Genomic DNA, 20,306 nt, shown 5'->3' on the forward strand with positions numbered 1-20,306 from the left:
GTGCTCGGCGGCCAGTGTCACGACAGGTTCGATTTCGGCGATCCTGCCGTAGAGGTGGGTGAGAATCACCGCGCGGCAGCCGGGAGCCAGCCGGCTGAACGATGAGGGATCCATGTTCATGGTCCGCGAATCGATATCAGCGTAGACCGGTACGGCGCCCAGCAGACGGATCGCCGCGCTGGAGTAGCCGCCGGCGTTGGCCACTGTCACCACCCGGTCGCCCGCCCCTGTCCCGGTCGCCCTCAGGGCCAGCTCCAGCGCATCGGTCCCGCTGTTGAGCGCAACGCAGAAAGGGATGCCGCAGTAAGCGGCGAACTCGCGCTCGAACGCTTCCACCTCTTCGCCGAGGCAGTACATCCCACTCTCCAGCACGCGCCGGATGGCGGCGGAGATCACCCCGGCCAGGGCGTCGTTCTGGCGCTTTGGTTCGCAGAATTTGATCATGGCAGGTCGCTCGATTCAGCGCAGGGGCTCAGGATTTCAGCTTCCGCGCGGCCAGGTACTGGTCGTAGTCCCTGATATACTCGTTCTCGTCGTAGATATCCGAGGCCATCACCAGCAGCATGCCGTCGGGCGAGTAATCGTATTGAGTCGCCCAGACCATCGGCGGGATATAGAGACCGTAGTCCTGGTTATTGAGCGTGATGGAATCGGAGTTGACCCCGTCGTCCAGGTTGACCGAAAGCCGTCCGCAGAGGCAGACGAAAAGCTGCTCGAGAGTTTTATGGGCGTGCTCGCCGTGGATTTTGGCGCTCGGGACCTCGTGGACGATAAAGAACCGTTTTGGAATAAACGGGAGGTGGTCCGGGTACTGGCCGAAGTTGAGCGAGCCGCGCATGTCGCGGTAGCGGGGGATTTCGTAAAGTTTCACGCCCGGCACACTGAATTTCACTCCGGGGGCGCCGGTCGTTGTTTCCGGCAGGCTGAACGTCTTTTTCCTGTGCAGTTCACCGGTATATCCGCAGATTTTGGCGGGCACCCCCTTGACAATCGCGTTGGCCGGCACGTCGGCCGTGACCACGCTGCCGGCGCCCACCATGGCGTTCCGGCCGATAGTCAGGCCCGGCAGGATTGTGGCGTTCGCGCCGATCGAGGCGCCGCATTTGATCACGGTCCGCGCAAAGCTTTCGGGTTTCTGCCTGCTGCGCGGAAACGGGTCGTTGGTAAAAGTCGCATTGGGGCCGATAAATACCCGGTCCTCGATCTCGAGCCCGTCCCAGAGCTGCACACCGCACTTGACCGTGACCCCGTTACCCAGCCGGACGTCATTTTCGATAAAAGTATGATCGCAGATATTGCAGTCAGCGCCGATTACCGCGCCGGGCAGGATATGAGCGAAAGCCCAGATACGGGTACCCTCGCCGATGGCCTCGCTCTCGACAATGGCCTGCGGATGAATGAAAACTGACATGGGCCGCACCGGGTTGAAGTTGGATTTCGGTAAAGGTGAGAATTATCTGCCGCTCTTGAGAGGATAGTCCCTATCAAGATATATAAGCATCCGGCCGATACAAGACAATGCAACAGATCTCCGTCCACAGGCGGCTTTGATCATTTTTTTTCGCCGTGGCTGAGTTTTGGACGATTAGTATTTTTTACAGTTCTGTCGCCTGCAGGTTTTTTTACCGTAAATGCTTCTGCAATAAACATTCCAGCGCTTTCGAGGCGGAATTTTCAGTCCGGTTTGACTTGACCGCTTTCAGATTCGATGGTAGAATCACGAACCGCCAGCCGGCTGGTGTAATAAGATGCTGACCATAAATCTTCTTGACTAGACAGCATAATTCGGGTACAAGGAGCAAAGATGAGGCATTATTCCCGAAAGTCTGTTTTAAAGTATTTCAGTGTACGGGTGCGGGCAGTAGTGGTGCTGCTGCTTGCCACGACCATCCCGACCGTTGACCTCGCCAGACCGGCGGTTGCCGCGGAGAAAACTTTCCAGTTCAACGTGCGCGCCGCCAGGGACGTGGAGACGTTCCGCGCTTATGCCGAACTGGCCGCGCGGATGAAAAAGTACGGCCATGTCCAGATCGCGATCAGCGGGATCGCCGACAAAGCCTGGTTCCAGATCCCCGCGGGCGGCAGCCCGTGGCACCAATACGCCTGCTATGTTTCGGCGCCCTGGATGTTCTATCCCCATCCCCGGCTGGCGCCCCATTTCCCGGCCGAATGGATCGAGGCCAACCGCGCCCTGTTGCAGGCCAAGCGCGCCGTGATCAACGAACTCGGCCTCAAGGCCATATTTGCGGGCAAGAACTCGCAGATGCTCCCCGAGTCGTTTTTCGTGGAAAACCCCCATCTGCGAGGCCCCAGGGTGGACCATCCCCGCCGCAGCAGGGGCGAGGCGTTCGCCTGGTGCGTGGACCTGCCCGAGACCCGGGAGATGATCGAGTCGATGATGGCCGAGATGCTGCGCAGCGCCCCCGAGATCGAAGTGTTCTCCTCGGGCACCAACGACGCCGGTTCGGGTCTGTGCTGGGCGGCGGCCCAGTACCCCGGCCCCAACGGCCCCCGCCACTGCATGAACCGCAGCGCCGGCCAGCGGGTCCGTGACCTCGTGCTGGCGGTCCTGCGGGGGGCGCGCGCGGGCGGCGGCCAGATCGATTTCCGCTGGAGCAATGTCAATTTCTGGCAGAACGAAATGGACGTGGTTCTGCCGCTGCTGCCGGAGAACGCCTTTATCGACAGCCGCGACCACTCGCGGATGGGTGGTGTCGGCACGCTGATCAACGAGGCCTGGCCGTTCATGGGCCTGATTGACCCGCTGAGCGTGATCCAGAGCATGGAGCGTTATCACGATCCGGAGATCAGGGTTCTTTCAGTCGGCAGCTCAGCCATGTACGCCCGTCACGAGGACTCCCCTGAGACCGTGTCGAAGTTGCTCGATCTGGTGGAAATCTGTATCGCCAACCCGACAACCAACCTGTCTCAACGTCTGGAGTTGCTCAGAATGGTCGCCGGGCGCTGGGCGGGGGAGCGCGCAAGTGCGAGCAGGTGTTCGAGGCCCTTTACGACCTCCACCGGGCGCTGGAGTTGAAGAGATTGCTCGGGGCCAGCTACAGCAACTATTACTGCGGCGTGTCGATGAGGTACCTTACCCGGCCGCTGGTGATCAAGCCCGACCTGCTAACCGCCGAGGAGGAGTCCTGGTTCCTGCCCTACGTGTTCAATGTCAGGGAGAGCGAGGCGCGGATGGATTATATCGACCTTCACGGGGGCCGGATGGACGGCACGGCCGCCTGGAACGACCGCGGCTTACGCAGAGCGCTGTCGCTGGCCCGGTCGGCCGCAGCTAAGCTGGTGGACCTGGAGGGAGCGCCGGAGAAGGAATTCCTGCGCAATCTGTCGCTTAGCCTGAAAATGTGGGCCAGCGAGGTCCGCTCGATCCATAATTTCTACCACGCCCAGGTAATCCGCGACCTCAACGCCGATATCCTGGCCGGTGAGCCGCGGGTGCCGCGCAAGGTGGCCGACTGGGACGGCGAAGAGGGCAACCTCCAGTGGAACGAGATCATGCGCGACGAGTTCGACAACACCAACGAGCTGATCGCCCTGCTGGAAGACGGGGGAATCGATCTGGTGGCCCATGCGGACGACCCGCGCTACGAGGATACTTTCCTGATCGGGGGCAACCTGATCGAGCAGTTGCGCAAAAAGACCGCGGTCATGCGCGTCCACTGGCTGGATATCCAGAATTACCTGGCGCCGCCGCATAAATGATTGAGTCTTGAGTTAATAACGATCCGGTTTCGGAATTCGAATACTCACAGATATCTGCTTTTGTACCGGCGGCTGCGGCTGCGGGGGCGGTCTGGTTGAAATGTGTTTCAGCTTACGATTACCTGGTGATCCTGGGTTACCTGATAGCTCTGGTCTGGAGTGGGTAGGCGGGATCAGCGCATTCATGGCCGGGTTCAGCGCGGAGCTGATACAGTTCTCTGTGGACAGTGGCAAGCGGAAGGTATCCTCACCCTACACCGTGACTGTCGGTGGCAAGAGACAAAAAGTTAAACTGGACACAGCTAGATCGGTGAGACTGGCTGAGTTCAGTCAAATTGTCGAAAGCGATTGATGCGAATCGATACAGGTTGTCTAACCCGGATAGCGGCTGTTGTGAGTCTGCTTACTGCCGTGGCCCCGGCACTGGGCAATGACAGCGAACAGGGTTTGCCCTCTTTTCCTGGAGCCGAAGGTTTCGGTGCCTACACAGCTGGCGGAAGGGGAGGGCGGATAATCAAAGTGACGAATCTGAACCCGGTAGGACCGGGCAGCCTGCAGGAGGCTGTGAGCCGGGAAGGTTCCCGCATAGTGGTTTTCGAGGTGAGCGGTGTAATCCACGGTCCGATCGAAATAAAGCACGGGCGGTTAACCATCATGGGCCAGACAGCTCCAGGGGCGGGGATAACCATACGGGGCCCCATGACCACCAGGCCGGGGCCGGAGCTGGAAGATATCGTAGTCCGTTTCTTGCGTATCAGACCGGGGCCGCACACGGGTTTCAACCAGGATGCAGTCTCTTTCAACAATGTGGCGGGCTGCATTCTCGACCACATTTCGCTTTCCTGGGGCAGCGATGAAAACATGGGAATCTACAACAGCAGAGACATCACCGTTCAGTGGTGTGCCCTCGAGGAATCCGACCCGGTTGGCTACCCGGACGGCCGCCCTCACAACGTTGGCCTGCTCAGCGGCCCAGGCGGCACCAGGATTTCCATCCATCACAACCTGTTCACCCACCACCGGCGCCGCAACCCCGCCGTGGCTAACGGGCCGGCTGATATCCGCAACAACGTTTTCTACAACTTCCGCGACGGGCTGTCGCACGAGGGTCATCCGCCCAACAACCTCGGTTTCAACATTATCGGCAATTATTACAAGCGCGGTCCCAGCGATCCCCGGATTTTTCCCTTCTGTTTTGTGAAAGGGGTGTCTTACTACTTGAGGGACAACTTCATCGACAGCCTGGGGATGATTCAGGACCCCTGGGCCGAAGCCGCCAAGTTGCATGGGCTGGAAAGATACGCCGACAGGGGAGTCCGGGCCGGGAGTGAATACCCGGTTGCCAGGGTAAAGACCCATGATCCCAGGGAGGCCTATAAGCTCGTCCTTGCAGGTGCTGGTTGCTTCCCGCGCGACCAGGTGAGCTTGCGCACGGTGAGAGAAGTGGCTACCTGCACGGGCTCATGGGGGCGCTCGGAACCGGCCGGGGGCCTGCTGAGCTGCCTGAAGCCTTTATCTCCGCCGCTGGATTCGGACGATGACGGCATGCCGGATGAATGGGAACTATCAAAGGGGTTGAATCCGGAGGATAAGGCGGACTGCGGCAAAGTGATGGAGTCCGGCTATACGGCTATCGAGGAGTACTGCAATGTGCTTGCTGCCGAACTTCTTGATGAGACCGGCAGGTAATTAGACCCAAACAAACTATTAAACAAGGTCCTGAACGTTTTCTTTCAGATTATTGTTCACTATAGAGAGCAGGGCGGCTTAAGTTGTCCTGCCTGTCCACCGCAATAACGGCATAGTGAGCGCCGCCGACTTTTGGGGTGCGGATATGCAAGAAAGAAACCGCTCCCTGCCGAAGTTTGGCGATCAGGTTCTCCGGCCCGATTGGCGGAGGTGAAGTTGCCGAGTAGTATAGTTGGTAATAAAGTACATCTGCTGATTGGGAGGCGCTCCACTCGAGAAGATATTTGCCGGGCGCCACTATTCTCCCGCTGAAATTTCCAGGAGCCTCGGGCGGTATATTGTCCCAGCCCGTTCCAGTCTCCAGAGTTCTTTTTATTTCCAGTTTCCCGTTCTGAGCCTCCTTGACCTGTATTACCGGTGAAAGACTGTCGCTTTCCAGGCCCGAGCCGGTTTCACTTGTCACAGCAAAGTAATATGTACTTCCCGGCTCAAGCTTTTCGACCAGGTAGGAAAGCTGCCCCGCAGGGCAAGTTGCCATTGGTAAAAAACTGTCGTTGCTACCCCTGAGCCTGTATATCCGGTACGTTGTTATCTCGTTTGCGGGTTCGGGTGCTTCCCAGCGCAGCAATACTCTCCGGTCTTGCTGGATGGCTGACAGGTTCCGGGGAGGAGCCGGCCGTACGTCCGCAGCCGGGTCAGAACTGCCGGTGTTGTCCGAACCCAGGGCCACCCGGTCTGGAAAACTCAAACATAGCGCAGACGTTAAAGAACAGATCAATACGGCAAAGGGCATATTGCTCCGCATGCAGACCTCTTTGTTTCAATTTAGTCGGGCGAGGACAACTTTATACTGCAAGATTATCACAGGCCGAGTACATCAATCTTCCTAACTGTGCTCCATTTCCCGCGAGTAAAATCGGGGAAGCCAACAGCCGCGATTCGATTGGCCACTTGATGTATGTCGTCAGAACAAGTGGGACATTCGATGTTGAAAATTAATGCGTGGTACTCAGCAATTGCAACTGGTTTTTCCATCCTCCTTTCCCCAGGTTAAAAACCTTCCTCGCTCGCAGAGTTTTCCGTTTGAATAACCTGCCCTCCGAACTCGAGCCCTGTTAATAGGAAAGAATTCAAGCCGCCATCGACTGAATCTGCTCAACTAAATCCTCCGGCCGGGGCACAGACCGGCGGACCCGATGGGCGCCGCGGGATACCTTTCCGAGCTTATTAAGCTGAAACACGCCGGCTTACTCCTGGCGGAGGACTTCCGCCGGGTCCCTGGCAACTGCGGCCAGAGCGGGGAGCCAACTGGCAACCACTGCTGTAAAAGGAGCGCAAACGAGCGTCAGGACCAGAGTGCCGGTGCTGAAAAGTGCTCCGGCACTCTGTGGTCCTGCCTCGAGTTCGCCCATAACCACCCCAATGCCGAAACCGGCCAGATAGCCGGGTAGTGCGCCAACCACTCCAATCAGCGCGGCCTTTGCCAGAATAGCGAGCAGAATCTTTTTCGCATCGACCCCCAGGGCCCGGAGTATGGCGATCTCGTTGCGCCGCTGCCTGACGTTGACCGTAAAGAGCAGCCCGATCCAGAGCGCAGCTCCCAATATCACCACAGGCGCCAGCCAGACCGCGAATCTTTCCAACTCGGTCCTAACCTGTAGGCGGTTAGCCTGTTCGGCCGCCAGGGCGATCTGGGCCGCTTGGGCCGCCCTCTGGCGGGCTTCGGCGCGGGTCACCACCTTGGAATCCACTTCGATTACCTGGGTTGCCGGCAGAATGCCGGCCACGTCCTGCCTGATCTGGGACAACTGGTTGCCGGGGCATAGGCACTTCAGGGCCAGGATCGCATTGATTTTCCCCCTGCAGTCGAACATGCGCTGGGCCGTGGCCAGGTCGATCCACAGGGCAAAGTCGTCTTTCGTGCCCCGTTCGCCGAGTATTTCACTCACGGTGAACTCTTCTCCCAATAACCGCAGCCTGTGTCCGGGTTCCAGGCCGAGTTCCCGTGCCAGGCGGAAACCCACTTCCACTTCACCGGGTGCAACAGCGGTCTGTATCGGTTCTGAGGGCTGCCTGTGAGTGATAGGCACTTCTCCGCGAATGCCCACCACTACCACGCTCCTGCCGCCTTGTTCGGGCCATTCGACACGCTTTTTCAGACTCGGCAGCAGGTGCCTGATCGTCATCAGGCCGGAGCCGGCCAGCTTCGGCACGTATTCCTCGGGCATATATTCTTCCACGAAGCCGCTGGAGTAATAGTCCTCCAGATTCTGGCTTCCCGGCAGAATCAGCAGGTTAAAGCCCAGCTTCTTCATGATTTTACGGTAATCATCTTCCAGCAGGGCCATTTGTTCTGCGGTTTCGGCTTCATTCGCCGCCAGGATGGCCTCGGTTTTCCTGTCGTGAGCCTTCAATACGGTCAACTGTGCGGTCAGGATGCAGACCGCGGCGAACACCGAACAGAGGCCGAGAGCGAAGTTGAGCTTCTGATATTTGATTTCTTTGATGACCAGCCGCCAGAGAGTCATTTTACACCCGATATCACGATAAACTTTCTTTAGCCGCGAGATGCCCCGAACGCATCTGCAGCGCTTAACGCAGATCTATTTAGCGAACGTACTGCGCAGTCCCAGAGTGATTCTCCTGCCGAAATCCGGATAACCCAATGTGCCGCGTCTGTGGTAGAAACCAAGATAACGGGGTCTGCTTTTTATGTCAAAAGGTCAGCCTGAAATTGACTAGACCGCAGATCAGGCTTAATATGAACTGATAAGTCCGTGATGGCACGATTTCCTCACTTTCAAATCTTGCTGGAGAACAATGAGTTACGCTTCCCTGTATCCCCTTAAGCGCAGGATGATCAGCACTCTGTGGGGATTGACCCTATTCCTGGTTCCGGTCCTTGCCGCGGTGGAACCGCAAGCCGGGAGCAGTCGTGGTCTTACTCCGTTAATGGAATCGGTCCGGCATGGTCGTCTCGATCAGGTGAAAGCCTTGCTGGCGGCGGGTGCGGAAGTGAACAGGCAGGACAATTTCGGTATGAGTGCGCTGATGTGGGCCAGCGCCATCGGCAGGCTGGAAGTTGTAGAAGTGCTGCTGGAAGCAGGCGCCGGGATCAACGCGGTCAACAACTCGGGCTTTACCGCCCTGATCCAGGCTATCGACCTGGGGCGCGAGGAAGTGGCCGGGCTGCTGCTGGAAAAAGGAGCCGATCCTTACGCAGTGGAGTCCAACGGTTTGAGCGTGTTAAAGCACGCGGTCAACAAGGACAACGTGGCCATACTCAAACACCTGCTGAAGGCCGGACTGGACCTCAACGCCACGGAAAACCGGGGGATCCTGGTCCAGCCCGCCTACCGCGGTCAGACGGAAATTGTCAGACTGCTGCTTGAGGCAGGCGCCAACGTCGATGAAAAGGACCCTGACGACCCTTACCACTCCAATGCCCTGATGCGCGCCTCGATGGCCGGTAACGTGGATGTGGTCAAGATGCTGCTGGAAGCGGGAGCAGGCCTGAACGTGGAAGACATCGATGGCGACAAAGCGTTCAAGTATGCCGAGCTGGGAGGGAATATGGAAGTGGTGAGGATACTGAAACAAGCGGAAGCCGCCGGCAGGTAGGGTCCGGTGATTACAGCACTCTCGATCGATACTGCAAACACAGGTGAGGGCAAAAAACGATCCCTGCCTCAGACAGGTCTACCGTTACTCCTGCGTACGATCCAGAAAGAAGCGAAGACCACCAGAATTACCAGTCCACCGAATGTCAAGAAAACGACTGCCGGAATTCCTGTCCGAGCGGGCATGCTCCCGTCCAGCCGCAGGCCTGTCTTCAGTGCCAGAACCTCAGCGTCGTCCCGGCCGTCCCACTCCATGGGCAGATCGACACCCAGTGACGAGGAACTTTGCAGGCAGGTGCAGTCTGCAGCCAGGGTTTCGAGCCGCGTGTTCAGGTTTTCCGCGGTAATGTCCTCTCCCACCAGCGGGGCCATCAGCTTGCCCCGGCCGAAAACGACCCCCGCCCAGGGGGGGCCGGTATCCTTAACGCCCAGGAAAGCCAGCAGCAGCCTCTCGGCAGCCTCCGTCCTTTCAACGCGCAACACCGGCACTCCCAGCGGCGTTTTATCAGACCACGACCTTGCCACTTCGTCTACCACTTGCGCCGCCGAGTTTTCGTAGCTGTCGCTGCCCGGGATGAAGACCAGCACTGCCATGCTTCGTCCGGCCGCTTTACGGATCTCTTCCCTGACCGGAGATGTTTTCAATCGGTCAAGTTCCTTCTTGTCCGGACCCGGTTCCCAGTGGTCCACCAGGAAGCTCATACCGCCCAGTGTAGCCTGCCTGCGGCCGGTGAGCACGACCACGGGAACGGCCGGTGGAGCCGAAGGAATGCCATAGGCTGGCCAGGAGACTCCGGGGGCGTCCACGTCCACCAGTTCGAGGTCCAGGTTCAGCTTTTGACCGGCTCCGGCGAGCCACTCTTCCAGACCGGCGAAGATTTCCTCACCGCCGGGATCGCCGTCTTCGGCAATGACGGTCAGTAAATGCACGTCTCGGTCTTCATCGTAAGCGGCGTCCCGCACGCTGAGGTCAAAGCAGGCCTTAACCCCGCCGGCGGTGACTCCCGCCGAGATCAGCACGCAGATGATTACGTATTTCACCCGCATCTTCAGTCCGGAGTTCATATTTCTTCCCCCGCGGCAAAGCAAACCATCCTGCCGTCCTCCAGCACCACGACGACCCTGCCGTCCCGGTCAACAAGCAGGCCTCCTGGCATGGCGGGGGAGCCGAGGTCCTCTTCCCAGATTAGGCTGCCGTCGGTCAGGCTGGAGGCGCGAACTCTCCAGCGAGGGTTCCTGTGGCGCACCACTTCGGTGGAATATACTTCCACCAGGGCGTTGGCGGCCAACACCAGAGAGACCGTATCGCTTTCCCGCAGCCTGCCCTCCATTTGCTTTGTCGACTGCCATAGGCTTGCGGGCCGGGCATTCCTGTCACCGGCTTGCACGTATTCATCGATAGCGTCAAGACTGTAACAGACCGGGGCAGTATAACGTACGTCGGTGAGGACCATCCTGGTGTCGTCCCAGGCCGGAGTTATCCTGCCGTTGCGGAGGAACAATCCTCTGTCCTCGGGCTTGGGGTCCGAAATGTCTATAACGCTGAAGTTAGCCGGGTTGACTACGTTTTCGGCTGCTGAAAAGCGCAGCCTGCCGCCGTACATCACGTACTTGCCGGCCACCACGCCGATTTCTTCGCCGCGGTTGGCCCGGGGTGAACCGTCAACCACGCCGGCGCCCATGTATTTGCCCGTGGCCAGGTCGAAGGAAGCCGGAGAGACCACGTTGCCGCCGGGCATCCAGAGCCTGCCGCCGGCCAGGGTGAGAGTGCCCTGGGCAGATATGCCTTTGCGCAAGGCTTCGTCCAGGTGTCCGGTACCCGTGTTCTGCCAGATGAGTTTACCGGTGAGCGCATCGAGGGCGTAGACGTAAGTGCCGTCGTAGTCGATTATACCGGCGGCCGCGTAGGCTTTGCCGTCCTGGACCAGCACCCCGCTGTTGACCGGCCACGTCGAACAGAGCGAGCCGTAGATCATGATTTTGCGCGAAACAGGAGCGGCCTGGAAGCGCCAGAGGGTTTCACCCGTTGCCGCTTCCAGGGCATAAACGTAGCCATCCCCCGCTCCGATATAGGCTCGTCCGTTCCACACGGTTGGCGGCTGGAGTACCGGACCTCCCGCCAGAAAACACCAGCGCTCTTTTCCCGTGGCTGCATCGAGCGCTCTTACCCTGCTGTCGTCACCGCTGAGGAAAACCATACCTCCCGCGGCTATCGGCGAACTGGGCCTGAACTCTGCCGCCGGGGCGTACTCCCATACTTTATGGACTTTCCCGGGTACAATCGCGCGGGTGCTGGCACTGCGGTCATTGTCACCGCGGTAGGTGGGCCAGTCCAGGTCCGTCGTTTCAAACGCAGCGACCCTCTTCAAGTTCTTGCGGAATGGTTCGAGCCGTCCGGCAGGTTCGATCGCGGGCTTGAAATCGAAATCACCCGCCGGGCACATCACCACCCGGCCCATCAGGCTGAGGTTGCAGTCGCAGGCCCAGGGACCCATGTAGAGCAGTCCGTTGGCCGGGATCACTCCATCGTTACAGCCAGGTCTGACCGCGCCGTTAAAGAGCACCTTTTTAGTGAGCCTGTCGTAGCGGGTCAAACCTTCCGGCCAGCCCCGGCAGAAGAAAGAATCCCAGCAGGCGGTGACCCGTGCGCAGGAGCGCTTGCGGAAACCGAGGTCTTCCAGGGTGGCCCCGGTCAGCGGGTCGATCACCTGAACGTAGCCCTGTGGACCTATGCCCACGATGAGGTTTCCGTCCAGGTAGAGCATGTTGGGATTATTGGAGGTCTTCTGGCGATGCCACATCATTTTGCCGTCTTCCAGAGAGACCGCCACTAGGTTCATCCGGGTCTGGGCCTCGAAGAACAATCCCTTGGGCGTATAGATGCAGAAGCAGGTGGTGCGCCATCCTGGGGTCGATACGAGACCTCTGCCGGGTTCCTCGATCAACTGCCTCAGCCGAGCGTCGCTGTTGGACCAGACGAGCTTGCCAGTGGCCGCATCCAGGCTGCCCAGGTGCGAATCCGGACAATAGAAATACAACCGGCCCTCGCCCATGGCCAGAGCGCGGGAATCGATGGGTGTTTCTTCATCGTAGACCCATTTTACCTTGCCGGTGGCCAGGTCGTAAGCCGCGATCGTATTACCGAAACCCCAGGGGATACGCTGTTCGTAGTAGCCTGTACTCAGGTCGTCCCAGCTCCAGGCCCTGGCAGAGCTGCGTACCACGGTGGTCTCCGGCGGGTCTTTCTGTTCTCCGGCAAGCACGTATAGAACCCCGTCGACCAGGGCCATCCATTTCCATTCTCCCTGAAGTTCCGGGAGGTTGATCCGGCCCTTTTCACGGCCGGTTTCCGGGTCGAGCATAAGGCAGCCTGTACCGTCATGGTTCACCATGTAAAAAGTGTTTTCTGTGGCGATGAACGCCGAACGGTGAACCAGGTAGCCGTCGGGAATCTTACGGCGCCACAGCTCCAGGCCGTTGTAGCCGTTCTGGGCGATCAGGGTGTTGAGCCAGGGTTCCTCGCGCACGTGGTGAGCTATGTGTCCCATGGCAGTGAAGATTTTCCCACCGGCTATCGTGGTGATGGCCGGCATTGCAATGTAGTAGGGCAGGCCCAGGAACTGGGTCATGTAGGGCGCCCGGATCGCAGTGTCGCGGGAAACCGGGTTGTTGTCCGGACCGTGCTCCCAATGTGTCCAGTCGTCCGCACCTTCCAGCGGTGGCTTGGTCAGTACAAGCCACAAGCCCACTTCGTCCTCTTCGATCCGGAGTTCAGCGTTCTCCACCTTGTCCCGCCATCTTTCGAGCTGCTTCCTGCTGAATGCCTCGCTGCCTGCTGCCCGATCGTTCAGCCTGCCCACTACTGCTTTTCCCCGGGGCGCGAGAACGCGCACGAGTTCCGCTGCAGAAAGAGCGTCTAATTGCTTGCCGGAAAGCTGGATGGCCAGCACCAGGTCCACGGTGTTGGCGGAGTAGGGCAGCCTGGCTGTTGATGTTTTGTCCGCGGTAAACGACCTGCCGAAAGTCCCCTGTTCATCCGCCCGGCCGCGCATTTGCAGTACTTTATCGTAATCGGGGTCCAGCAGGTCGACCAGAAGCTTGCCGTCTGCAGCCAGCTTCAAGGCAATGTCACCGTTTTCTGCGCCGATTACGCTGCAGAGGCCTCGGTCGATACCGGTCAGTTTCTTCAGATGTTCGGCCACGCTCGCGCTCTCTTTTTCCGCTGCGAGAGAGAGGCCCGCAATCGGCAGCAGCCAGGTAGCGACCAATACGCAAGCAGGAAAGAATCGATTAACTTTGTGACGATAAAAAACTTGACGGCCTGGAAACATGAGAGCCTCCGTGGAGGAGTGCGAGGGACAGGGGTCCAGATACCGGAAACTTAAGGTGGTGTAAAAGTCAAGGGCGGTTCGAGCGATTACCCCGGCAATGCATTTGTCGAAAAGCCTCTAAGGGAGTTGCCAGCCATATCATTTTTATTTTAAGCCTCCAGGGCGGGGAAGTCAAAAGCTTTTGATGAATTGTTATCAAAACAGAGACAAGCTCGGTTAAGCGGATGAAGATATCTTTCGACGGACCGTTACACAACATATGACTTAGAACATTGTGCATCTGCGCTCGATAGGTTGCCCGGAATAAGAAAACCCGCAGCTTGAAACACAGCTTACGGGTTGTTCAAGGATCGGCAAATTGACAAGAATTGGCAAGCTTCTTCAGAAGACAAGCGGTTTTTTTGTCAGACTTTGCTCTAAGTCCTTGCTATATATGGTGCCCCTAGCGCGACTCGAACACGCGGCACGCGGTTTAGGAAACCGCTGCTCTATCCACCTGAGCTATAGGGGCTGATTATTCGCTCTTTTGGGGTGATGAATATACGTGAACGTCCAGGCGATGGCAAGATTTGCACTCCTCGCCACCCGATGACATCTCCCTGTCTTTGACATGCCCGTCGTCTCGGTTGTATCTTTGCTATCTCTGTCAGCAATCATCGGTTAAGAACGACGATACGGAGCAACTTGTTGCGCGGATTTTTCCCACTCCCGTTCGATTCGCTGTATTCCTCCCTGTGCGGCACTGACCGCTGGGTGCTGCTGGATTGCTCTCTCCAGGACCGGACCAACCGCTTCAGCTACCTCTTTACAGAACCTGAACAGGTGATTGCCACGCGGGATTACAAAGAGGTGATCGCCGCGCTCGATGAGCTTGACAGGGCGGTATCGGGCGGAATGTGGGCGGCCGGCGCGGTGAGCTACGAGGCCGGCTACGGGGTCGAGGGTAAACTGTTGCACCTGGCGCCTCCTCAGCCGCAATCTCCGCTGGTGTGGTTCGGGCTGTACCGCAGGCCGATGGTGTTCGATCACCGCGCAGGTGAGTGGCTGGGAGAAAAACCGGCTGCCGCAGATAAAGCGCGCAAGCCGGGCTGGTGGGCTGTCAGCGGACTGGAACTGGACGCCGATGAGAGCCGGTTCAGCGCCGATGTCGAGCGGGTCTGGGAATTGATCGCCGCCGGGAGGACCTACCAGGTAAACTACACCCGGCGCTGGAATTTCTCGTTCGACGGCGATCCGCTGGAATTTTATCGGGCTCTGCGGACAGCCCAGCCCGTGCCCTATGGGGCGATGATCAGTGATGGAGACTGGCGGGTGCTTTCGCTGTCGCCGGAGCTGTTTTTCCGCACGGACCGCAGCGGGCTGATCACGACCAGACCGATGAAGGGAACGATCGGGCGCGGACTGGACCTCCGCGGCGATTATCGCCAGGCAGCCCGGCTGCGCTGCGACCGTAAAAACCGCGCGGAGAACCTGATGATTGTCGACCTGCTCCGTAACGACCTCGGCCGGATCTGCCGCACCGGCAGTGTGCGGGTTCCGGATCTGTTCCGGGTCGAGCGGTACCGCAGCCTGCTGCAGATGACCAGCACGGTGGAGGGACAACTGCGAGAGGGAGCAGGGGTGGCAGAGGTAATGGGCAAAATATTTCCCAGCGGATCGGTGACCGGAGCGCCGAAAATCAGCACGATGGAGATTATTGCGGGGCTGGAGGACACCCCGCGCGGAGTTTATACCCGGGGCAATCGGCTACGCCGCGCCGGGCGGGGAGAGCTGTTTCAACGTGGCGATCCGCACGGTGGAACTGAACGGCGGGCGGGGCGTGCTGGGTTCGGGCTGCGGGATCGTGGCCGACAGCAAGGGCGGTGAGGAGTACGCGGAATGCCGTCTCAAGACGAGATTTCTGACCGGGCTGGAAAAGGGGGGCGACGAATTCCGGCTGATCGAGACGATGTTGTGTGAAGACAATCGGATCGCATTGCTGGAGTACCACCTTGACCGCCTGCGTGACTCGGCGCGCTATTTCGACCGCCCGTTCGACCGCGGTCGGGTGCGGCAGGCGGTTGAGCATGAGATTGCGGGCGGAGCAGGCCGGCGCAAGGTCCGTCTGCTGCTGGACAGACTGGGCGAACTGACCGTGGCAAGCGAACCGGTGGAGCCGGTAGCCGGGCCGGTGAGAGTGGCGTTCTGGCCTGAGCCGGTGGACAGCGGCGGAGTGTTTTACCGTCACAAAACCACCCGCCGCGAGTTGTACGACCGGGCATGGAAAATCGCGCGGAAGAAGGGTTTGTTCGACTGCCTGTTTGTCAACGAGCGGGGAGAGGTAACCGAGGGCGCGATCACGAACGTCTATGCCCAGCGGGGGGGAGTGCTCTGCACGCCGCCACTGAGAGCGGGCGTGCTGCCGGGAGTGTATCGCCGATATCTCAAGGCCCGGGGCAGGCAGCCGGTGCGCGACAAGGTATTGACTCGCTCAGATCTGGCCGGAGCCGACAGGCTGTGGGTGAGCAACGCAGTGGCGGGACTGGTGGAGGCGGTGTATGTTGATCGCTGAAATTATTTGGCATAGATTATTTCAACCACATACAAACCAATTCCGGGAGGCTTCATGAGCTATCTTAAAGTTGCGGCAATGACTTCTTTCGCTGCGCTGATGCTGTCGACAGCGGTTCCTGTTGAGGCCTGGAACGAGCACTACACCGCCCTGCAGCATCACATGGAACGAGCCACCGCGGCTCGCACGCAGGACGCGCTGGCCGGGCTGAGCAGCCTTGAAAGTTGGGAGAAAACCCGAAAAGAGATCCAGGCGAAGCTGGAGCACGTGATGGGTTTCGACCGGACCTGGCCCGCTGAGCCGCCACCGGTGACAGTGACCAACACGATCAATCGGGAACAATTCACGGTCGAGTGTCTGGTGGCCGAGACCGCTCCCGGAGTCTATGTTACAGCCAACCTGTACCTTCCCGTCAGCGGCCAAAAACCCTGCCCGGTGATTGTCTATCAGAGCGGCCACTCGACCAATCCGCCGTGGGGTAATAAGACCCGGTTCAAGCACCACGGCGCATGGTTTGCCTCGCGCGGGATCGCCGTGCTGATCATGGACACGATCGAGATGGGCGAGTTGAACGTGACCCATCACGGGCTGTATTACAACCGCTGGTACCACCTGATCAGCCGGGGATACAGCCCGCTGGCGGTGGAGGTGTATAACGCCCGCCGGATGATCGACTACCTGCTCACCCGCGCCGAGATCGACCCCGACCGGATCGGGGCAACCGGGATTTCCGGCGGCGGAGTGACCACGTTCTTCCTGACCGCTCTCGACCAGCGGGTGGCAGCGGGCGCGCCGGTTAGCGGCGTGTGCAGCTCTTCCGGGCATATCGAGGACCGGCTGGCGGTGCTGCACTGCGACTGCATGTACCCGATGAACTCTTACGGGCTGACTTATATCGAGATGGGCGCCCTGGCCGCGCCGCGGCCGATGCTGCTGTGCAACGCCGAAAGCGATCCTTTGTTCCCGATGCCGTATTTCAGCCAGCTCGCCGACGGGATGCGCCAGGTCTATGAACTCTATGGCGCGGGGGATAAAATAGGTACCGCCACTGTCCCCGGCGGCCACGCGGACAGCGAGAGGATCAGGCTGCCGGTCTACGAGTTCTACCTGCGCCTGTTCCTGGGCAGGGATGTGAAAGTGACCGAGCACGGAGCGGTGGACACCTCTTTTTCAGTCAGCGAATTGCAGGCCATGCGCGATGGGTTTCCGCTGAATGAGCGCCTGACCAGGATCCATGAGGAATTCATGCCGCGCGCCGTGGCAGTTCCGCAGAAAATGAGCATCAACGAGCGCAACGACAAGCTCGAGCAGCTTGCCGTTCGCCTCGGCGAACGGGTATTCGGTTATTTCCCGAGCAATGAGCGGGCGCCGGCACCAAGCTGGGGCGAGGAGCGCGTTCTCTGGGGAAGGCGGATCAGGGAAGTCACATTCGAGGGCTGGGACGGAATCAGGATCAGCGGCCAGTACTCGCTCCCGGCACAGATTGAGAATGGCACCAAACTGCCGGCAGTCCTGGTGATCAAGAATGGCGAAGATATATCCAGTTGGTTGCGAACACTGGAAAAGCAAGAAGGTTACGACTGGGGGGACCGGGCGGTGCTGGTGGTTGAACTGCTCAATATCGGCTATCGGGCTGTTGATGACTCGCTGGAGCACCAGATGAGGCGCCAGGCGACAATTATCGGACGCAGTTTCGACGGGATGCGGGTCTACGAGATAATCCGCTCGCTCGATCTGCTGCGCTCGCTGGACGAGGTGGATAATTCCCGCCTGACAGTTTCCGGCAGGGGAGCGTTGGGAGTGAACGGTGTCTACGCGGCCCTCCTTGCCGGTGGTGAACCGGTCAAAGCCGTTGTCGAGTCACCGCCCGCCAGCCATACGCAGGGACCCTACTATCTGGGTATCCTGCGTGAAACGGATATCCCGGAGGTGCTTTCGCTGATGGGACCCCGGTTGAAAGTGATCGGCGAGGTTGATGCCGGGCTGGAAAATTATCTGCTTCATGCGGGCGCAGGTGACAGATGGCGCCGCACTACGCTGCAGGAAGTGCTCGATTAGAGAAGCTGTAAGGACGGGGGCCGGCACGTTCATTGCTTTTCGCCGCGGGAGCGGGATGGGATTCCACTGGCGGCTCCGGCAATGAACGTGCCGGCCCCCGTCAAGCTGAGTCTTAAAATATCCGGATTTTGGTTTCGCAACGTCGCACATGAAAAAGAGACCGGTTCCTCGATGGGGCCGGTCTCTTTGGTCAAGGCGGTCGATATCTAAGGACTGTTGCATACACCGTCACGGATATCGAGCAGCAGATCGATCACGTCGGCTATCGATAACTGGCCGTCACCATTGTGATCGGCGCGTGGGTCTGATGAGTTGTTACGCTGGATCAGGATCAGAGAAAAGATATCGATTACGTTATTTCGACCGTCGCGGTTGATATCGCAGATCGGTCCCAGGGGACGGATATTCTCGGGTGGAAGACGGCTTGCTCCGGCACCGGTCACCACCCAGATCGAACCATCCGCAGCCACGGCGACAGCGCTAGCCCAGATCCATCCGGCATGGTCTTCACCTGTGTAACCGGCATCCTCAACTGTGTATGTGTCCCAGTTACTGCCGCTGAACACGCTGAGTCCGCCCCCGTTAGTGGCGAACCACATGTTGCCGGAACTGTCCACCGCCATCCCCCAGATATTATCGCTTCCGAGCCCATCGCTGGTGGTGAATGTTTTCCATTCGCTGCCGTCGTAACGCACCGCGCCCTTGCCCCGTGTTCCGATCCAGAGATTGCCGTCCAGGTCCTCCAGCAGCACCCTGACCTGGGTAGGTGTGTCGTCGTCACTCAAGTCGGTTGTCGTCCAGCCGTCCTCGGGGTTGCCGTAGGTCACTCCCATGGTCCTGTTACCGAGCCAGACAGTGTTTTTCGAATCGACATATACGTAGCCCAGGAAATCTTCGGCCAGTCCGTCAAACCGCGTCAACGACGACCACTGGACGCCATCCAGTATGCCGAGTCCAAGCTGGGTGGCGACCAGGTATTTGCCGGAGTATTCGGCCACCATGAACGTGTGGTTGTAGATGAGACCGTCCGTGGAAGAGTAGCCGTACCAGGAGGTCCCGTCGTAGATGGCCAGGCCGGAACTGGCCTGACAGAACCAGATGCGGCCCCTGGAGTCGATGAAAATGTTTTTGATCGGGCTGCCGTCGAGGCTTGAGTTCACCGGGGTGTATTTGGTAAAGTATGTCCCGTTGAACATCGACAGTCCAATGCCCTTGGCCCCGATCCAGACCCGGCCCAGTTGGTCGACAGCAACGCTTTTACTGTCGTTGGACACCATCCCGTCGGCCGTGGAGTAGTTGATGAAAATCCCTTGCGCGGCCAGGGGATGGCAGAATCCCAGCCCCAGCAGCAGACAGGTAATCGTGCGGCGCAATATCAACGGTCCCCCCGCGTCGACAGGCTTGCAGCATAAGGCATAAACAGATGCATCAACATTATGCAGTAATTCGGCCCCAAAAGTCCAGCAGTTTGAAAAGACTTGTCAGAGTGTCGTCCTGACACAAATCCAACAATTGGTTTCAAAAAAAAGGGGGCTGCCGGACGGCAACCCCCTGGGTGAAAAATCCAGGTTATCTCTGAACGGTTTTCAGGCCAGCCTGGCATGGGCCTCGCGCAGCATCTCGCGGACCGGGAGGCCGCGCTTGCAGACCTGCTCGCAGAGTCCGCACTGTTCGCAGGCCGCGCCGTTGCATCCTGAATCGAGCAGGCCGTACTTGGCGCGCGCGTAATCCTTCAGCCCGTAATCGGTGTCGTACATCCGGTAACGCAGCACCCTGCGGATTTCCACGCCGCCGGGGCAGACACCCGTGCAGCGGTCGCACATGCTGCAGTAGCTGCCGCGCTGACTTGCCCAGTAGCGGTTTTCCAGGCCGCGGTCGATAAGCCCGAGCTTGGTTTCGAGGATCCCGTGGTAGAAATCCGCCGACTGGAAACTGCCCATCGAGGCCAGCACGGTGTGGGCGTGCTCCGGTCCCACCATCGAGGTGCAGCGGCTGGTAACCTGGGCGACAATCTCCGGCGTTTTGCCCTCGGCCCCGCGCTTGGGCAGGCCTTTCATGGTCATGAGCCCCATCCCCGCCTCGACCGCCTTTTGGGCCGCGTCCAGAAACGTGGGGTTGTCGGCGTCGGCGTAGCTCATCAGGGTCACGTCGTAGTAGCCCAGCTCGCGGGCCTTGTTGAGGATATTGGTCATGTCGCTGTGGCAGGAGAACCCCATCCAGCCCACCTTGCCCGCCTGCTTGGCTTTCTCGAACGCCTCGGGGATCGAGGGGTCGTCGATATCCTTCAGATTGTGCATCGGCGGCACCAGCATATCCACATAGTCCGTGTTGAGTGCC

At 59.2% G+C, this 20,306-nt stretch carries 14 protein-coding genes, 1 tRNA gene and 1 pseudogene (1 of these 16 only partly in view); 7 read left to right on the top strand and 9 right to left on the bottom strand.

Going from position 1 to position 20,306, the window contains the following annotated elements:
* Both FVQ81_15015 and FVQ81_15020 read right to left on the bottom strand, forming a co-directional pair.
* Nucleotides 1–444: pseudogene (locus tag FVQ81_15015) on the bottom strand (DegT/DnrJ/EryC1/StrS family aminotransferase); it reaches 661 nt to the left of the window's first position.
* A 28-nt stretch (nucleotides 445–472) separates the two neighbouring features.
* Nucleotides 473–1,411: an isomerase gene (locus FVQ81_15020; protein ID MBW7997848.1), complete on the bottom strand. Its 939-nt coding sequence runs from the start codon at nucleotides 1,409–1,411 to the stop codon at nucleotides 473–475.
* A gap of 393 nt (nucleotides 1,412–1,804) precedes the next feature.
* On the opposite strand from FVQ81_15020, the gene FVQ81_15025 reads away from it, so the two are divergent.
* The 3 genes from FVQ81_15025 (at nucleotide 1,805) to FVQ81_15035 (ending at nucleotide 5,409) form a co-directional block, all read left to right on the top strand.
* Nucleotides 1,805–3,037: a hypothetical protein gene (locus FVQ81_15025; GenBank protein MBW7997849.1), complete on the top strand. Its 1,233-nt coding sequence runs from the start codon at nucleotides 1,805–1,807 to the stop codon at nucleotides 3,035–3,037.
* Entirely contained in the window at nucleotides 2,995–3,720 is a 726-nt protein-coding gene (locus FVQ81_15030) for a hypothetical protein (protein MBW7997850.1), read from the top strand. Before FVQ81_15025 ends, FVQ81_15030 begins: the two co-directional genes overlap by 43 nt.
* Before the next feature lie 447 nt (nucleotides 3,721–4,167).
* The gene (locus FVQ81_15035; protein ID MBW7997851.1) at nucleotides 4,168–5,409 is read left to right on the top strand and encodes a pectate lyase precursor; all 1,242 of its coding nucleotides are present in this window, start codon (nucleotides 4,168–4,170) and stop codon (nucleotides 5,407–5,409) included.
* Nucleotides 5,410–5,458: 49 nt separating this feature from the next.
* On the opposite strand, the gene FVQ81_15040 is transcribed toward FVQ81_15035, so the two are convergent.
* Nucleotides 5,459–6,214: a fibronectin type III domain-containing protein gene (locus tag FVQ81_15040; protein ID MBW7997852.1), complete on the bottom strand. Its 756-nt coding sequence runs from the start codon at nucleotides 6,212–6,214 to the stop codon at nucleotides 5,459–5,461.
* Nucleotides 6,215–6,656: 442 nt separating this feature from the next.
* Nucleotides 6,657–7,937 (bottom strand): ABC transporter permease, encoded by a 1,281-nt coding sequence (locus FVQ81_15045; GenBank protein ID MBW7997853.1) that lies wholly within the window; start codon nucleotides 7,935–7,937, stop codon nucleotides 6,657–6,659.
* A gap of 292 nt (nucleotides 7,938–8,229) precedes the next feature.
* Here FVQ81_15045 and FVQ81_15050 point away from each other — a divergent pair, with 292 nt between their 5' ends.
* On the top strand, nucleotides 8,230–9,030 hold the full coding sequence (locus FVQ81_15050; GenBank protein ID MBW7997854.1) for a hypothetical protein: 801 nt from the start codon (nucleotides 8,230–8,232) through the stop codon (nucleotides 9,028–9,030).
* Nucleotides 9,031–9,098: 68 nt separating this feature from the next.
* Here FVQ81_15050 and FVQ81_15055 read toward each other — a convergent pair whose 3' ends face one another.
* The 3 genes from FVQ81_15055 to FVQ81_15065 all read right to left on the bottom strand — a co-directional run bounded on the left by FVQ81_15055 (nucleotide 9,099) and on the right by FVQ81_15065 (nucleotide 13,871).
* Nucleotides 9,099–10,094 carry a hypothetical protein gene (locus tag FVQ81_15055; protein ID MBW7997855.1) on the bottom strand — a complete coding sequence of 332 codons (996 nt, stop codon included), beginning with the start codon at nucleotides 10,092–10,094 and terminating at the stop codon, nucleotides 9,099–9,101.
* Nucleotides 10,091–13,360, bottom strand: coding sequence for a PQQ-binding-like beta-propeller repeat protein (locus tag FVQ81_15060; protein MBW7997856.1), 3,270 nt, complete (start codon nucleotides 13,358–13,360; stop codon nucleotides 10,091–10,093). The genes FVQ81_15055 and FVQ81_15060 overlap by 4 nt, the downstream gene beginning before the upstream one ends.
* Before the next feature lie 434 nt (nucleotides 13,361–13,794).
* Nucleotides 13,795–13,871: transfer RNA gene (locus tag FVQ81_15065), tRNA-Arg, on the bottom strand.
* A 176-nt stretch (nucleotides 13,872–14,047) separates the two neighbouring features.
* Here FVQ81_15065 and FVQ81_15070 point away from each other — a divergent pair.
* From FVQ81_15070 to FVQ81_15080, 3 genes are read left to right on the top strand one after another with little or no spacing between them, the layout of a single operon-like run.
* Nucleotides 14,048–15,226, top strand: a complete 1,179-nt coding sequence (locus FVQ81_15070) for an aminodeoxychorismate synthase component I (protein MBW7997857.1) — start codon at nucleotides 14,048–14,050, stop codon at nucleotides 15,224–15,226.
* A complete protein-coding gene (locus tag FVQ81_15075; GenBank protein MBW7997858.1) occupies nucleotides 15,057–15,911 on the top strand; it encodes a hypothetical protein in 855 nt (284 codons plus the stop codon). The genes FVQ81_15070 and FVQ81_15075 overlap by 170 nt, the downstream gene beginning before the upstream one ends.
* Before the next feature lie 54 nt (nucleotides 15,912–15,965).
* Complete coding sequence (locus tag FVQ81_15080) at nucleotides 15,966–17,969, top strand: hypothetical protein (protein MBW7997859.1); 2,004 nt, start codon at nucleotides 15,966–15,968, stop codon at nucleotides 17,967–17,969.
* A gap of 206 nt (nucleotides 17,970–18,175) precedes the next feature.
* Here the strand turns inward: FVQ81_15080 and FVQ81_15085 are convergent, their stop codons facing one another.
* Nucleotides 18,176–19,342, bottom strand: a complete 1,167-nt coding sequence (locus FVQ81_15085; GenBank protein ID MBW7997860.1) for a hypothetical protein — start codon at nucleotides 19,340–19,342, stop codon at nucleotides 18,176–18,178.
* A gap of 213 nt (nucleotides 19,343–19,555) precedes the next feature.
* The gene (locus tag FVQ81_15090; protein ID MBW7997861.1) at nucleotides 19,556–20,266 is read right to left on the bottom strand and encodes a hypothetical protein; all 711 of its coding nucleotides are present in this window, start codon (nucleotides 20,264–20,266) and stop codon (nucleotides 19,556–19,558) included.
* Between the last annotated feature and the right edge of the window lie 40 nt (nucleotides 20,267–20,306).

This window comes from Candidatus Glassbacteria bacterium (assembly GCA_019456185.1).
GTDB lineage: Bacteria > Gemmatimonadota > Glassbacteria > GWA2-58-10 > GWA2-58-10 > JAJRTS01.

Bases quoted from the DNA above. Each gene is read 5' to 3' on its own strand.
- FVQ81_15020 (MBW7997848.1), bottom strand. From the start codon at position 1,411: ATGTCAGTTTTCATTCATCCGCAGGCCATTGTCGAGAGCGAGGCCATC.
- FVQ81_15025 (MBW7997849.1), top strand. From the start codon at position 1,805: ATGAGGCATTATTCCCGAAAGTCTGTTTTAAAGTATTTCAGTGTACGG.
- FVQ81_15040 (MBW7997852.1), bottom strand. From the start codon at position 6,214: ATGCGGAGCAATATGCCCTTTGCCGTATTGATCTGTTCTTTAACGTCT.
- FVQ81_15045 (MBW7997853.1), bottom strand. From the start codon at position 7,937: ATGACTCTCTGGCGGCTGGTCATCAAAGAAATCAAATATCAGAAGCTC.
- FVQ81_15050 (MBW7997854.1), top strand. From the start codon at position 8,230: ATGAGTTACGCTTCCCTGTATCCCCTTAAGCGCAGGATGATCAGCACT.
- FVQ81_15055 (MBW7997855.1), bottom strand. From the start codon at position 10,094: ATGAACTCCGGACTGAAGATGCGGGTGAAATACGTAATCATCTGCGTG.
- FVQ81_15060 (MBW7997856.1), bottom strand. From the start codon at position 13,360: ATGTTTCCAGGCCGTCAAGTTTTTTATCGTCACAAAGTTAATCGATTC.
- FVQ81_15080 (MBW7997859.1), top strand. From the start codon at position 15,966: ATGAGCTATCTTAAAGTTGCGGCAATGACTTCTTTCGCTGCGCTGATG.
- FVQ81_15090 (MBW7997861.1), bottom strand. From the start codon at position 20,266: ATGCACAATCTGAAGGATATCGACGACCCCTCGATCCCCGAGGCGTTC.